The sequence below is a fragment of the Pseudalkalibacillus decolorationis genome (assembly GCF_024609785.1).
In the GTDB taxonomy this organism is placed as follows: domain Bacteria; phylum Bacillota; class Bacilli; order Bacillales; family Fictibacillaceae; genus Pseudalkalibacillus; species Pseudalkalibacillus decolorationis.
Genome location: NZ_JANHJQ010000013.1, coordinates 48,431 through 63,863 on the forward strand (window position 1 = coordinate 48,431; position 15,433 = coordinate 63,863).

Annotated in this window: 11 protein-coding genes and 1 riboswitch; of the genes, 7 read left to right on the forward strand and 4 right to left on the reverse strand. The window is 39.1% G+C overall.

The genetic code is table 11. From position 1 onward, the window contains the following. Window positions 1-313 precede the first annotated feature (313 nt). Window positions 314-428: riboswitch (TPP riboswitch) on the reverse strand. Between the two features lie 505 nt (window positions 429-933). Genes NON16_RS13760 through NON16_RS13770 form a run of 3 tightly spaced genes read left to right on the forward strand, consistent with a single transcriptional unit; the run spans window position 934 to window position 4,908 of the window. Beyond that, window positions 934-2,532, forward strand: a complete 1,599-nt coding sequence (locus tag NON16_RS13760; protein ID WP_257349819.1) for an OPT/YSL family transporter — start codon at window positions 934-936, stop codon at window positions 2,530-2,532. 58 nt (window positions 2,533-2,590) lie between these two features. Beyond that, on the forward strand, window positions 2,591-3,679 hold the full coding sequence (locus NON16_RS13765) for a M24 family metallopeptidase (protein WP_257349821.1): 1,089 nt from the start codon (window positions 2,591-2,593) through the stop codon (window positions 3,677-3,679). Window positions 3,680-3,693: 14 nt separating this feature from the next. Further along, on the forward strand, window positions 3,694-4,908 hold the full coding sequence (locus tag NON16_RS13770) for an aminotransferase class V-fold PLP-dependent enzyme (RefSeq protein ID WP_257349824.1): 1,215 nt from the start codon (window positions 3,694-3,696) through the stop codon (window positions 4,906-4,908). A gap of 100 nt (window positions 4,909-5,008) precedes the next feature. Here NON16_RS13770 and NON16_RS13775 read toward each other — a convergent pair whose 3' ends face one another. The 3 genes from NON16_RS13775 to NON16_RS13785 form a co-directional block, all read right to left on the reverse strand. Next, complete coding sequence (locus NON16_RS13775; RefSeq protein WP_257349825.1) at window positions 5,009-5,779, reverse strand: IclR family transcriptional regulator; 771 nt, start codon at window positions 5,777-5,779, stop codon at window positions 5,009-5,011. 297 nt (window positions 5,780-6,076) lie between these two features. After that, a complete protein-coding gene (locus NON16_RS13780) occupies window positions 6,077-7,825 on the reverse strand; it encodes a hydantoinase B/oxoprolinase family protein (protein WP_257349826.1) in 1,749 nt (582 codons plus the stop codon). Between the two features lie 2 nt (window positions 7,826-7,827). Beyond that, window positions 7,828-9,873, reverse strand: coding sequence for a hydantoinase/oxoprolinase family protein (locus tag NON16_RS13785; RefSeq protein ID WP_257349827.1), 2,046 nt, complete (start codon window positions 9,871-9,873; stop codon window positions 7,828-7,830). Between the two features lie 409 nt (window positions 9,874-10,282). On the opposite strand from NON16_RS13785, the gene NON16_RS13790 reads away from it, so the two are divergent. After that, entirely contained in the window at window positions 10,283-10,657 is a 375-nt protein-coding gene (locus NON16_RS13790) for a hypothetical protein (RefSeq protein WP_257349828.1), read from the forward strand. Window positions 10,658-11,058: 401 nt separating this feature from the next. Here the strand turns inward: NON16_RS13790 and NON16_RS25680 are convergent, their stop codons facing one another. Next, on the reverse strand, window positions 11,059-11,121 hold the full coding sequence (locus NON16_RS25680) for a hypothetical protein (RefSeq protein ID WP_257349990.1): 63 nt from the start codon (window positions 11,119-11,121) through the stop codon (window positions 11,059-11,061). A gap of 439 nt (window positions 11,122-11,560) precedes the next feature. On the opposite strand from NON16_RS25680, the gene NON16_RS13800 reads away from it, so the two are divergent. From NON16_RS13800 to ulaA, 3 genes are read left to right on the forward strand one after another with little or no spacing between them, the layout of a single operon-like run. Then, window positions 11,561-13,672 carry a BglG family transcription antiterminator gene (locus NON16_RS13800; RefSeq protein WP_257349830.1) on the forward strand — a complete coding sequence of 704 codons (2,112 nt, stop codon included), beginning with the start codon at window positions 11,561-11,563 and terminating at the stop codon, window positions 13,670-13,672. Between the two features lie 21 nt (window positions 13,673-13,693). Next, window positions 13,694-13,960, forward strand: coding sequence for a PTS sugar transporter subunit IIB (locus NON16_RS13805; protein WP_257349831.1), 267 nt, complete (start codon window positions 13,694-13,696; stop codon window positions 13,958-13,960). Window positions 13,961-14,017: 57 nt separating this feature from the next. Continuing rightward, window positions 14,018-15,385 carry a PTS ascorbate transporter subunit IIC gene (gene ulaA / locus NON16_RS13810; RefSeq protein ID WP_257349833.1) on the forward strand — a complete coding sequence of 456 codons (1,368 nt, stop codon included), beginning with the start codon at window positions 14,018-14,020 and terminating at the stop codon, window positions 15,383-15,385. Window positions 15,386-15,433: the final 48 nt, after the last annotated feature.

Below are 15,433 nucleotides of genomic sequence, written 5' to 3' on the forward strand. Positions count from 1 at the left end.
TACATTAAATTATTCGTCAACTTTCTTTCGAATACGAGCAATTTATATGAAACTTAATTGCCTTTTAATATTTAATAGCCCTAATATTATTCATTATAACAACTTAGTGCATTTTTTGGATGTATGATATAGAAGGAAATAAAAATTCCTTGTAAAATAAAGAAAACTTGGCAAAGCCAAGCCTTTGGCGCCGGCTGAGCCTTAGTTGCGCTTATACTATAGAAAGTATTTTTATACTTTCTTAACGTGTCAAAAACCCGGATACTAATGTTTAGGACCCAGCTGATTTTCTCGTATCAAAAGTAAGCGAAAATGCATATCAGTGTAACTTCCCTACGCTGGTTTGAACCAGATCAGGCCCCGAGGGTCAAGAAACTTCCTCATGTTTCTCTCTCAGCCCAACTCATTGGACACCCCTAGTTAGGAGCTATTAGTTTATATCATATACTTTAACTTACTCAACTTTTATTCCAATAGGGAAATATTACCGATTTTAAGTAGGCTCAACGATTGAGTCTACTTATTTAAGTGCGAAGTTTGAGTTAATAATTATAACATTTTCTTTACCTACCTACGCCTCTTTTGACTGTAATTCGTCTTTCAATTCGTTCCTAAACCTCAAATTTTCACTTATTATTTGCAATAAGAAATTTATTGAAAATTCATTTTAATTGTTTTATAATAAAGCTATGAATTAATTATAGATACGATGTTTCTATTATAGATACAATAAGAAACGAGTTTTTAAAAAGTTTTGATGGATTTTCAACCTAGAAATAAACAAAATTATTTATGAAAGCGGTTTAATTTATTTAACCCATTATGAAATGAAAGACAGGAATTAAGTTGTGGAGGTGATGTGCTTTTCGAATGAAGGAAATTTTTAAGGATAGCTATATGTTGGAAGGTTTTTAAAAAAGAAGGAGGACTTCTATGAAGAATTCAAACAATGAGACCAAAAAGCATCCAACGGCTTTCGAACCGCTTACCCTTCTAATTATTGTCGCACTGGGCATTGTCGGAGCGATTATTGGTCTTCAATTAATTACTAGCTTAGGTATATCTGCGAATACCTCTATCATTGGAGCGCTATTTGCAATGATTATTGCCAGAATTCCTATTCGTATGTTTATCAAATTCAGATCTGTACACCGTCAAAATATTGTGCAGACAGCCATTTCGGCAGCTACCTTTGGGGCAGCAAACAGCCTGCTTCTACCAATCGGAATACCTTTTGTTATGGGGATGCCTGAGTTAATCATCCCGATGTTTATTGGTGTTACATGTGCGATGTTCATCGATGCAATTCTTCTTTATAAATTTTTTGATACGAAAGTTTTTCCAGCAAAAGAAGCTTGGCCTCCTGGTATTGCAACTGCGGAAGCTATAAAAGCGGGTGATGAAGGCGGAAATAGAGCAAAATTACTCGGCGTTGGAATTGGAATCGGAATACTTGGAGCTATCCTGAAAATCCCAATGTCTGCTTTTGGTGTCGCTTTTATCGGAAATATATGGGCATTAACAATGTTCGGTATTGGTTTGCTCTTAAGAGGCTACTCAACTCCTTTACTTGGAATAGATTTAAATGAACACTACATTCCGCACGGGTTTATGATCGGTGCAGGACTCGTTGCCCTTATTCAAGTTGTCTTTATTATCGTAAAGAAAAAGAAGAATATTATCCAAAATCATCCATCTGATGATCAATTATTTACACGTTCAGAAAAAGACCTTTCACAAGGCTTTGGTTATGGATTCATAGCTTATACCGCTATCGCTCTTTTACTAGCTTTATTAGGTGGAATTATCACAGATATGTCTTTTGGAATGTTAATTGGATTTATGCTTTTCGCTGCCTTTGCAGCTTTTGTTCACGAATTAATTGTTGGAATAGCCGCGATGCATTCCGGTTGGTTTCCTGCCTTTGCCGTAGCACTCATAACGTTGATCATTGGGATGTTAATCGGTTTTCCGACTACAGCTTTGGCGATTTTAGTTGGCTTTAGTGCTTCAACAGGTGTTGCCTTTGCAGATATGGGATACGATTTAAAGACTGGTTACATGCTTCGCGGGAATGGAGAAGACCCGAAATTCGAAAAAAACGGAAGAAGACAACAGCTTTATGCAGGTCTAATTGCATTTGGAGTTGCAGCAATTGTTGTTCTATTATCTTATAATAACTACTTTATGCAAGATCTCGTGCCACCTGTAGATCGTGTATATGCAGCAACAATTGAAGCTGGTGTTTCAACCGAAGTCGCCAAACAATTAGTCCTTTGGGCAATACCTGGTGCCTTGCTGCAGCTAATTGGCGGACCGAAGAGACAAATGGGAGTCCTCTTTTCCACTGGTTTATTGATCTTTTATCCGATAGCCGGATGGACTGTATTGGCTGGGATCCTAATCAGATCTATTGTGTTAAAAGTAAAAGGAAAAGAAGCAGAAATACCAATGTCTATTTTAGCCGCAGGATTTATTGCTGGAGATGCGCTGTATAACTTCTTCAACTCTATAATAAAAGCAAGCAAATAATGGGGACTGCAATATCCCCTATTCATTTTTTGTATATTGGTTCAAGGAGGTCTTCATCATGTTTCAAAAAAGACGTGAAAATCTACTCTCTCTTATGAAGGAAAGAGAAATGGACGCCGTTGTATTCGTTCCTGGTTCAAACCTGTATTATTTTACAGGCTTGAAATTAAAACAAAGCGAACGATTAACTCTTGCCATTTTAGCAAGAGACGGCAAGCTGACATTTTTAGCACCGCAAGTCGAATTAAGCAAAGTTGAAACGGTTGCAAATAAGTCAACCTTTTGGTACACGGATGAGGAGGGTCCGGCAAACGCGATTAGTCAATTAAAAGAACATGCCGGCTCTTTAGGTATTGTAGGTGTTGAGTTTGGTTACATGCGCGTTATGGAACAGAAAGCAGCTGAAGCAATTGGTTACGAGAATTTAGTTGATTTAAGTCATTGTATTAATGAATTGCGCATGCAAAAAGAGGCAAATGAAATTGAATTAATGAAAAAGGCTGTTCAAATTGTTGAAGAAAGCCTTGAGGCTACTTTAGATTATATAAAGCCAGGGGCAGTTGAAATTGAAATCGCCGCACAGCTTGAATATGAAATGAGACGGCGCGGGTCGGAAGGAACACCGTTTGGAACAATTGTTGCTTCCGGATATCGCGGTGCACTCCCGCATGGCCGTGCTGCTGATAAAAAAATCGAATCGGGAGATCTAATCGTTCTTGATTTCGGCTCCATCTATAAAGGCTATGTAGCGGATATTACAAGAACTGTAGCTGTAGGCGAAATTTCTGATGAATTAAAAAAAGTATACGAGATCGTCAAGAAAGCAAATGAAACGGCCATAGAAGCTGTTAAACCCGGTGTGACAGCACATGATATTGATGAAACGGCTAGAAGTATTATTCGTGAAGCGGGTTTCGGACAATACTTCACACATCGACTTGGACATGGACTTGGGTTAAGCGCACATGAGGACCCTTATATGATGCAACAAAATAACCTTGTTCTGAAATCGGGTATGGCATTTACAATTGAACCTGGCATTTATTTGAAGGATAAAGGCGGCGTTCGTATCGAAGATAACATTATTGTCACGGAAGAGGGCCATTTAAATTTAATGTCTTATACGAAAGATTTAATCGTCTTATAAGAAAGGAGGTTCCGATGACTGTTACCGAAATAAATATTGAAAAAATCCGTAAAGATATGCCGCTTCATGAAAAATACGCTTATCTTAACACTGCTGCCGCTTCCGCTATGCCGCAGCCAGTAGTGGATGTTATAACAGATTACTTGCAAAAACAAGCAAGCATTGGTCCTTACTTGCCTGCTTTCCGTAAAGAAACATATGCCAAAGTCGAATTGATTCGTGAAAAAGCAGCAGCATTTATCGGAGCGACAAAAGAGGAAGTGGCCTTCGTTCCAAATGGTTCAATGCCTATAAACTATGTGTCGGGCGGTTTGCATTGGCATAAAGGCGATGAGGTGATCGTTCCTGATACGGAAATGTTAAGCAACTATGTGCCATGGCTTGCTTTGGAGAAAAAAGGCGTTAAATTGAATGTTTTAAAAACAGGTACGGATTGTGTTATCGATGTAAAGGAACTTGAAAAGTTAATCACTCCTAACACCCGGCTCATCACATTCGCTTATATGCCAAATGCTTCAGGAGCATTTCAGCCTGCAAAAGAAATTTGCCGTCTTGCTAAAAAACATAACGTCCTGACAGTAGTTAATGCAAATCAAACACTTGGATTAGTCCCAATGAATGTAAATGATCTAGATTGTGATTTCTTAATTAGTTGCGGCCGCAAATGGCTTAGAGGACCTGAAGGCTCAGGTATCATTTATGTTCGCCAAGAATTGATCAAAGATGTAACTCCAATCATGATCGGTTGGGGAGGTGCGGATTGGGATTTTAAGAAAAATGAATATTCTTTCCCTTCTACAGCAAAACGTTTTGAGCCAGGGTGCCTTGTAATTCCAAGTATTTTAGGATTAGGTGCAGCGATCGATTATGCGAACGAAATAGGAATTGAAAGCATTTATAATCGTGTAAAAGAATTAACTGTATATATGGTTGAACACCTCAAAATGGTTCCCGGTGTTACGATTTACGGGCCTGAAAACATTGAAAACCGCATATCAATCACACCTTTTAATGTCGAAGGATTGTCGCCTGATCACATAACAGAATATTTAGAAGAACACGGCATCATTATTGAAGCTGGCACATTTATGGCAAATACGATTATGGAACGATATAAGATAAACAAAATGGCTCGTTTTTCACCGCATTACTTTAATACTGAAGACGAAATTGATCGGGCTGTTGCTTTAATCAAAGAATTAGGAGAAAACGGGGATGCAGGTAAATAAAGCCTTGATCATTCCAAAAACATGTTGATTTTAGAGCTATTTCCAAAAGGAATGGGTCTAAAATCAACATGTCATGGTTTACAAAAAACAGATTCCTGATTTATTCCTTATAGTAACGATAGCTGTATTGGTCAAAATAACGTTGAATTTTTTCCGATGCATGTTGTAGTATTTTTAATGTTTCTGGAACTTTTTCCTCAGGCATACGGTATTCCGGTCCTGCTATTGTTAGTGAAGCAATAATTTCCTCCTTACTATTAAACAGCGGTACTCCTAGTCCGAATACAGAGTGCGAGTATTCCCCAATGGAAAAGCACCATCCTTGTTTTCGAATCTTCTCTAAATCTAACCACATGTCTTCAGGATCTGAAATCGTTATAGGAGTAAATTTCTGAATTCCTTTATTGATAATTTCAATCTGCTTTTCCTCTGGAAGGTAGGCCATGATCGTTTTACAAGATGCACCGACGTAAAGAGGAGTTCTTGTTCCCATAGTAACCGTAAACTTAATGGTTTGGGAACTTTCTGCAATTTCTACCGTTACACCTTCTGCCCCGTCAAGCCATGTTAAAAATACAGACTCTTCGATTTCCTCTGAAAGACTTTTCATAATTGGAAAAACGAAATCGGAAAGATTCATTTTTTCTTTTACGATTTGACCGTATTCTAAAAAGCGAAGTCCCAATTCATATTTTTTTGTATCTGGATTTTGAATCAAAAATCCATGACTTTCAAATGTAGACAATATTCTATAAATAATAGAATGACTAATATTCATTTCTTTTGCCAACTCACGTACACCCCATGAAGGGTTTCGTTTATTGAAATATTTGAGAACCTCTAATGAATTATCTAACGTTTTTAATGCCATGTTGCACCTCCTTTGTCTCTATATTAGAACCATTTTGTGTTTATTATAGATTGAAATAGAAAGCTTTTCAATATAATTCAACCGAAAATGAAGTACTCTGAATGGAAAAGGAACCATCGCTTGTTTGGATCTAAAGAGTAAAGAGGATGACCTAAAAGGACTCTTCAAAGTTAAAGTGTTTTAACCCAAGTAAAGCCCTTATGAACCAACGTTTCATAAGGGCTTTATATTTATATTTAGGGGTCATCCTCTATCTTGTACTGAACAAGATGAAGGACGGCTTTCTCTCGATAGTTTCTATTCTGATTTTCTATTTTTCCGTTCGAAAGTCAGATCTTGCACCTCAAACGTTTCTGAATGAACCATAACACCGAATGTTTCCTTAGCTTGTTCAAGAGTGATGTATCCGTTCTTTGCATCTTTCGCTACTTTTTCCGCTGGTCGATCGTATGGATTACCATATCCGCCTCCTGTTGCGGTGACGAGTTGAACGACATCGCCCTTGTTTAGCGGATACCTCGCTGTAATGCCAAACGGACCGTCTGTTTCTCCATTTGCCTTTTTAATGAAAACATAGTTTGGAGATCCGCTTTCTCCGTCTTTCATTCCCCACGGTGCGAATTTGTGACGGCCAAAGATCACCGACAGCTTTTGATTGTCACTTAATGCTTGATAAGAGCGAATAACACCTGATCCACCAATATATTCTCCGGCTCCAGCTCCGTCACAGCGGAAGTTGTATTCATCGACCATTACGCCATATCTTGTCTCGGCCACTTCAATCGGAACGTTATAGGTTTCACCAGGCCCCATACAAAACTGGCCTCGTGCTCCATCCATACCTTGTCCTGCTCCCCAGCCGCCTACAGATGGTTCGACAATTAAAAAGGGATCTTTCGAATCTTGATGATTTCCTGTTAAGACGACTGAGCAAACAGACATCAAATGACCTGCAGTCAATCTATCAGGTGTAACAGGTGCGAGCGCTTCCCAAATAGCTTCTGCTCCGCAAATCCGCCCTTCAAAATTCATCGAAACAGGTGCTGGGCGTTCAGCCGAAACAATCGATCTCTCGTCTGTAATAATTTTTAATGGGGCAAAAAAGCCATCGTTTACATTTTGAGTGGGCCTAATGACCCCTAAATACATGACACGTACACTTGCAAGTAAACCATAGTATGAACAATTGACAGGTGTCGACACTTGAGGGTGGGTGCCTCTGAAATCACAAATAAACGCATCATCTGTAATTGTTACCTTCACTTGAACCTTATACGGCCCGCCTGCATTATCTTCAATATAGGTTTCAGCAGTAAAGGATCCTATTGGCAATTTAGTCAATTCTTTTCGCGCCAGCTGTTCTCCTTGATCTAATAAATGTTCGATCGAAGCCTCAACTAAATCTTTCCCGTATTTGTCGCATAATTCAATAAACCTTTTCGCACCTGTCTTTAATGCGGCTACTTGAGCCCACATATCGCCGAGTGACAAGTCAGGAAAGCGAACATTTGACTCAATTATATCGACAACTGCCTGATTGACGTTGCCTTCATGAAATAGTTTAACACCCGGAAGCTGTAATCCTTCCTGATAAATTTCGGTAGAATCTGTTGTAAACGAACCGGCATCTTTTCCTCCTACTTCCGTCCAATGCCCTTTATTCGCCGAAAAGGCAACCAACTCACCCTTATGAAAGATCGGCATTACCAAACCGACATCTGATAAATGCGATCCGCCGCCGACATACGGATCATTAATAATGATAATATCTCCGTCTTTTAAATCCTTGCCATCATTATATCTTTCCAAGACAGATTCAACCATCGGACTTAACATTCCAATAAAGCTCGCAACACCGTTCCCTTGACTGATCAATTTTCCTTTTGCATTTGTTAAGCCGCATGCGTAATCGAGCACTTCATAAATAATCGGGCTCATCGATGTGCGGGCAAGCGCATAAAACATCTCATCTCCAATGGACATTAACGAATCTTTAATAATTTCGATTGTAAATGGATTTATTTCACTTTTTGTTTGCGATAGCATTTTTATTTCACTCCTGTATGAACAATTAGATTACCATAATCGTCAACTATGAGAGATTGTCCTGGATAAAGAACGGTAGAAGATGAGCGTTCTTCGACAATCGCTGGGCCTTCCACTTTCATGCCTGGCTCTAGAAAATCTCGTGAATAAATGCCTGTTTCCATCCAGCCTTCTTCCTCGTAGTAAACGTTACGTTTTTCTTTTAAAGCAGCATCCAATGATCTACCAGTCGCTGTTAATTTTTGCAGCACCGGCTTGTCTACTTTTCCGAAGGCTGTTACATGTAAATTCACAATTTCCGTTGGTGTATCAGGAAGTTTAAACGTATAATTTTGCTCATGAAGGTGATGGAATCGCTCAATGATTTCTGTTAGCGTTTCCCTTGTCCAAGCACCAGTTGGAACGGGAACCTTGACCGTGTGCTCCTGCCCTAAATATCGCATATCAGCCAAGTGGCTAAACATGATGCGATTTTCTTCGACTCCCTCTTCTTTAAATTGGGATACGGCCTGTGAATCCAGTTTTTCCCACTCCCCGTTTAATGATGTTAAATCCACTTCTTTCAGGCGCTTAATATGCGTTTGGATAAAGTCATGTCGTAAATCGGTCATCAACATTCCCCATGCAGAAAATACGGAAGAAGCAACAGGTACAATGACCTTTTTAACCCCTAATTCTTTCGCAAGTGCAGGCGCATGCATCGCCCCGCCGCCGCCAAATGCAACCAATGAAAATTCGCTTGGATCATATCCTTTGCGAACAGAAATTAACTTTAACGCATTCAACATATTCGAATTTGCAATTCGAATGATACCTAAAGCGGCTTCTTCTTCTGTCGTGTCATAAGGCTTCGCTATTTTTTCATCAACCGCCGCTTTTACCTTTTCTAAATCTACCTCATAATCAAAATTTTCTTTTGAAAGGCGGCCGGTGACGAGATTTGCATCGGTTGTAGTGGGTTCTGTTCCGCCCTTACCGTAAGCGACTGGACCTGGTGTAGACCCTGCAGACTGCGGTCCTACCTTCAATGAACCGCTCTCATCAATCCAAGCAATCGAGCCGCCGCCGTTCCCGATTTCGATAATGTCTACGACCGGAACTTTAATCGGGTAACCAGACGTTCTTTCCGATTTTTCAATATAGTAATCTGTTGTGATTTTCACTTTACCGTTGCTGATTAAGGAACATTTAGCTGTTGTTCCACCGATGTCAAATGCTATAATATTTTCTTCCCCTAAAATCTCACCTAAAACAGCAGATCCATAAATCCCGGCAACCGGTCCGGATTCGACCATATTTATCGGTGTTTGTTTTGCCTGTTCAAAGGTTGTCGTCCCGCCGTTAGACTGCATAATATAATTGTTGCCGTTCACGCTATGTTCGTGCAATTTAATAGAAAGATTGTCAATATAAGAAGCGGCAATCGGTTTAACATACGAATTAAAAACCGTTGTACTTGATCTTTCGTATTCCCGCCATTCTTTTGTTACCTCGTGTGAAGCTGTAACCGCAACTTCCGGCCACAACTGTTGAATGAGCTCAACCGTTTTCTGTTCATGAATAGGATTGACGTAAGAATGTAGGTACGATACAGCAATCGCTTCTACCTTTTCCTTTTTAAAGAAGGAAAGAGCTTCTTTAATTTGCTCTTCGTTTAATGAGGTCATTACTTCCCCTTTGTAATTCAATCGTTCTTCCACTTCAAAGCGTAAGTAACGCTCGACAAACGGAGTTGGTTTTTGATAGCGGAAATTATAAAGGTCCGGTCTGTTTCCTCTCGCGATTTCTAGGAGATCTCTCGTTCCTTTTGTAGTAATTAAGCCTGTCTTTACTCCTTTACGTTCAGTAAGAGCATTGATTACAACCGTTGAACCATGAATAAACGTTTCAATTGACTTTGGATCAATGCCGCTTTGGTCAATAACATTGATTACACCTTTTTCAAAATGAGGCGGAGTCGTATGAGCTTTAGCAAAACCGAATTCTCCTTTATCATTAACATAAACTAAGTCAGTGAATGTCCCGCCAATATCTGTAGCAATCCTCATGTTAATCCCCTTTCTACATTCGCTTGTCATCATTTTGTAAAACAACAAGAATAATATTTCGTCTCTATAATAGATACACTGGTTCTTAAATTGATAATTTAATTATAAACACTAAACACAGAATTTTCAATATGTATAATTTTATGATTACTTTCATATAATTAAATTCCGAATCAAATGATAGAAATGATGGTAAGGTGAATAACCGACAAACTTGAAGCAGAAGTTTAATAGATTTTTTATAACACTCCAAAAGTTTGCTATGGGGTGTTTTTATACGTGTAATCAGGTGGAAGGAACAGGAATAAAGAATCAAATTAGTTTTCCATATATATGGTTAATTGGGATTATTGACTAGTAATCTATTTGTTATAAACTATTATTGTATACATAAAAGGAGGAGTAAGAAATGAAATTGAAAAAGATCAGTGCAGTTTTATTCGCTTTTGTCTGTATGTTTATGTTTCCGTTTTTATCAGTGAATGCGGGAGGTTGGGATTATTTAGGGGGAGAAAGTTTTTACGAGGATAGTCATGTGCATTCCTCTACTGGCGGAGATTATAGGGTTTGTCGGGATAGTTCTGGTCCATCTCGGGCGATAGAAGTTGAATTATGGGAGTACGATCCGGAAAGTTATAATGATTATGTTGGACAAAGATATCTGTCACCAGGGGAATGTGGAGTTTTCCGTAGTATTGGTGGCTTTGTTGATGGTGGAAATGAAGCGGAGTTTTTTGCGAAAAACAGATCTAGTTCTTTGATCTATGCTACTTTTTGGGATTAATTGACTAACTGATTGCAAAATCTGACTGTGAAACTGAATAGATTAATAATGGTAGTCAATTTCCACATGAACCGTATTCGACGCGAGTTTTACGGATGAAAAGAGAACAGGGATTCAGAATTTAGAGGAGCAGGAGACTTTTATCCTCTTTTAACCAAATAAAAAATGGCCTCAGAAATCAAAATTCTGGGGCTGTTTGTATGTTCTACACTTTTTGATTTACCCCATAAAGGTACATTCCTAATAGTTTTGTAGAATCTTCAACTGTCACTGGTCCTTGCATTTTCATAAGACTTGATACATTTTTTAATTCTCTTAAAAGCTTCTATGAATCATGATATTTTCTTTAAGTGGAGCAACTTGAAGTGATACGACTTCCGATGGATTATACTTGTCATCAGCTAGAAAGATTTAACCTGATCTAGTGATAAACCCAACTCCTTTAAAGATAGGATTTGTTGCAACCGTGAAATCTCAGATTCATTATATAGCCTCTGTCCGGAATCAGAATGACCAAGATTTGATCATAATACGTAAGGTTCGAACTGTTAATCCTGTTAACTTTGCAAGTTCTCCAACCTTCCACTGTCTTTTCATAATCATCCTCTTTTTGCGCTAGCCATTTTCCGGTAACTTCAATATAAAACGTTACGTTGCGTCATGTTCAAGTCTAAAATTGAAAATTTGGTGGTATATTGTCCATCTCCGTTCTTTTGGAAGATTACCATTTTACATATGTTCATTTTTGCAAACTTTGAATATACAAATATTGCACATTGGAAACACTTACATCAGCCTTGTTAAGGCGTTATAATAGGTTTATAAGATGATCATCAAAAAGTTAACCGTACAATTATGCAAAAATATACTGGATAGATAGTTCTATAGATTAGGGGGATCCCGATGGTATTGGATAAGAGGCGTGCACACTTATTATCCATAATTCAACAATCTAGTACTCCGGTTCCAACAAAGGATTTAGTCGAAAAGATGCGAGTGTCCCAGCGCACCATCTATTACGATATAGATCAGATTAATAGTTGGTTGGTAGATCAGCAAATGGAACCAATCGAAAGCATCCATGGCAAAGGCGTATTTTTATCTAATAAGTCTAGTGCCAAGGTTGCCGTTCACAATACAGAAGGATTTGATGATTGGCAGTATCAATTATCGAGACATGAGCGTGAACTGCTCATTAAGGCGAAGATTTTACTAGAGGAACAAGAAGCATCTATGAGCAGTTTTATGGAAATTACGAGTATGAGTCGAGGTACCGTTGCGAAAGCCCTAAAGGCTATCAAGATAGAATTTAAGCAACACGGTCTAGACTTATATTATAAAAAAGGAAGCGGCTATAACCTGAGTGGCCCTGAGGAAGCGAAGAGAAGGGTGCTTTCAGACGTTTTGTCCACGGCTTTTTCACATAAAGAATGGCTGAACGTCCGGAATGAAATTCATAGAATGATTCAACCCGAAGCAGAGGTCTCATCACCTGACACTGATCAAAGAGACTCTGTAAAAAGCCTTCTTTACGAAGCAGAAAAAGAATTAGGATTGACGCTTACCGATGAGATGGTGGAGATCCTTTCCCTGCAAATCTTAATTATTATGAAGCGAATCCATTTACAGAAAGTCGTACATGTGGACACCGAAGAGAAGGAAGTCCTTCAACAGACCGAAGCCTATCAAGCGTCCCTGCTTATTACGAAAAAGCTTAAGGATTTGTGGGGGATTGATTTTCCAGATAATGAGGTTTGCTTCATTACGATGAACCTTCTCGGATCAAAGGTACAGCATGATGATTTCAGCCGATATACAGAACGGGAACTGACAGGGCTACAACAAGTCGTTCAACGGATGATTTCGGACTTCCAAACGTACTCCTGTGTCATATTTGACGATCGGAAGGGGCTTGAGGAGAACCTTATTTCTCATATTAAGCCGACGTATTATCGTCTGAAATATGGCGTGCGAATTGCAAATGAATTATCTGAACGTATCCAAGAAAATTATCAGGATATCTATCATTTAACGAAACGTGTCATGTTGCACTTGGAATACTATGTAGGTCAGCCGATTCCCGATGAAGAAATCGCTTATATCACATTGCACTTTGGGGGCTGGCTCACGAAAGAAAAGAAACAAGTGGAAACGAAATTCAAAGCGATCATCGTCTGTGAAAATGGAATCGGTACTTCCAACATGCTGAGAACACAATTGGAAAACTTGATTGCAGGGCTGGATGTCGTTGCCACGCTTTCAATGAGGGAGTTTCGTACAACAGACTATGACGCAGATGTAATTTTTTCAACGAATTTCATCAAACCGAAAAGTATTCCAGTCATCCATGTTCCAGCGATTTTATCGAATATAGAAAAAGAGCATGTCATGCAAAGGATGAATGAACTATTCCATACAGATAATCGATCCAAAAGCTTCACAGATCATATGCTAGATGTCATTGAAAGGCATGCTACCGTACATGAAAAAGACGACCTGAAGAGAGACTTGGTTCAGTTATTAGAAACAAAGTCACCGAGAACAAAGGAGCTAAGGAAGCCAATGCTCAATGAATTATTAACGGAAAAAACCATTCAGTTTAAAGACAAGGTAGCCAATTGGGAGGAAGCGATTCATGTCGCTGCTCAACCATTAATCGATCAAGATTCGATTCGTTCGAATTACGTTGAGGCGATGATTGAAAATGTAAAAGAGCTAGGCCCTTACATTGTGATCGCCCCACGAATTGCGATCCCACATGCTCGTCCAGAAACAGGTGTGGAACGGTTAGGGATGAGCTTATTGCGATTAAAGGAGCCTGTTTATTTCTCTGAACAAGAAAAGCACAGGGCGCAGTTGATTATCGTATTAGCTGCAATAGATAACCAAACGCATCTTAAAGCACTAGCACAGCTTACAGAGGTCTTATCAAATGAAGAGAACATTGACCGTCTGATCGCAGCCAATGATAGCGATCGTGTAATCGAATTGATCAATCAAAACGTAAAAGCTTAAAAATTAGAGGAGGAAATGGAAATGAAAAAAGTATTAGTTGTGTGTGGAAATGGTTTAGGGAGCAGCATGATCGTGGAGATGAATGTGAACGCTGCATTAAAAGAAATGGGTAAAGAAGCTGATGTATCTCATACGGATCTTACAACAGCTAAAACAGAACAAGCTGATTTATTTCTAGGATCAGAGGACATTGTAGGAAGTTTAGAAGATGGAAAGAAAAATATAGTCAAGCTTAAGAACTTAATGGATAAGAATGAGCTTCGTGAAGCACTAGAAAACAATTTGTAGAGGTTGTTTAAAAAGTCCGGAGGCTAATTTAAATTTGAAACGAAAGGGGCGTTACACATGGTTGATTTAATAATGAAGGATATTTTAGGTACGCCTGCTATTCTTGTTGGATTATTCGCATTTATAGGACTTATTGTGCAACGCAAAAATTCTGGGGATGTTGTATCAGGTACTCTTAAGACTGTAATGGGCTTTGTGATCCTTGGCGCAGGTGCAGCGGTACTTGTACAATCGTTAGACAAGTTCAGTAGTATGTTCAATGAAGCCTTTACTGTAGATGGCGTCATACCGAACAATGAAGCGATCGTTGCGTTAGCCCAAGAAAACTTTGGTACAGAAACAGCGATGATTATGTTGTTCGGTATGATTGTGAACATTATTTTAGCGCGTTTTACACCTTTCAAATATATCTTTTTAACAGGGCATCACACGATGTTCATGGCATGTCTGGTTGCTGTTATCTTAACAACTGGAGGAATGTCCGGTGTATCTATGGTCATAATCGGTTCTATTATTCTTGGTTCTTTAATGGTCCTTTCTCCAGCTATGCTACAACCATTCACTCGAAAAGTTACTGGTTCTGACGATTTTGCTATCGGTCACTTTGGGTCGATTGGTTATTTTGTATCGGCTATGGTTGGGAAGGCAGTTGGTAAGGGTTCGAAATCGACTGAAGAAATTAAAGTCCCTAAATCACTTGGATTTCTTCGCGATACATCCGTTTCAGTATCCTTAACGATGGTCATTCTCTTCTTCGTCGTTGCAGGTTTTGCAGGTCCTGGATTCGTTGAGGCAGAACTAAGCGGAGGGCAAAACTTCCTTGTGTTTGCCTTTATGCAAGGTCTTACTTTTGCGGCCGGTGTGTATATCATTCTTGCTGGGGTTCGAATGCTCCTTGGAGAGATTGTTCCTGCCTTTAAAGGGATTGCTGATAAAATCGTACCGAACGCTAAACCAGCGCTTGATTGTCCAGCTATTTTCCCGTTTGCGAGTAATGCCGTCATTATCGGATTCCTCTGTAGCTTTATTGCTGGACTTGTGAGCATGCTGTTCCTACCACTATTAGGTTTAAGTGTTATCGTTCCTGGATTGGTACCTCACTTCTTCACAGGTGCAACAGCCGGTGTATTCGGAAATGCAACTGGTGGACGTAGAGGAGCAGTTATAGGTTCGATGGCTAATGGAGTAATGATCAGCTTCTTACCAGCATTACTACTCCCAGTACTTGGATCCCTTGGTTTCAATGGGACAACGTTCGGAGATGCAGACTTTGGTGTTGTCGGGATTGTTCTGGGAAACCTTATCCGTCTAATTGAATCGAATATCCTTGTCGTCTTTGTAATATTTGGTTTACTAGCAATTCTGTTCTTGATAGGCTGGAAAACAAAGGCTAATGAGAATAGAAATAATAATGAAGCAGCATAAATGGCAATAACATATTCGTACGCTTAAAGGTAGTGCGATTTATATGAA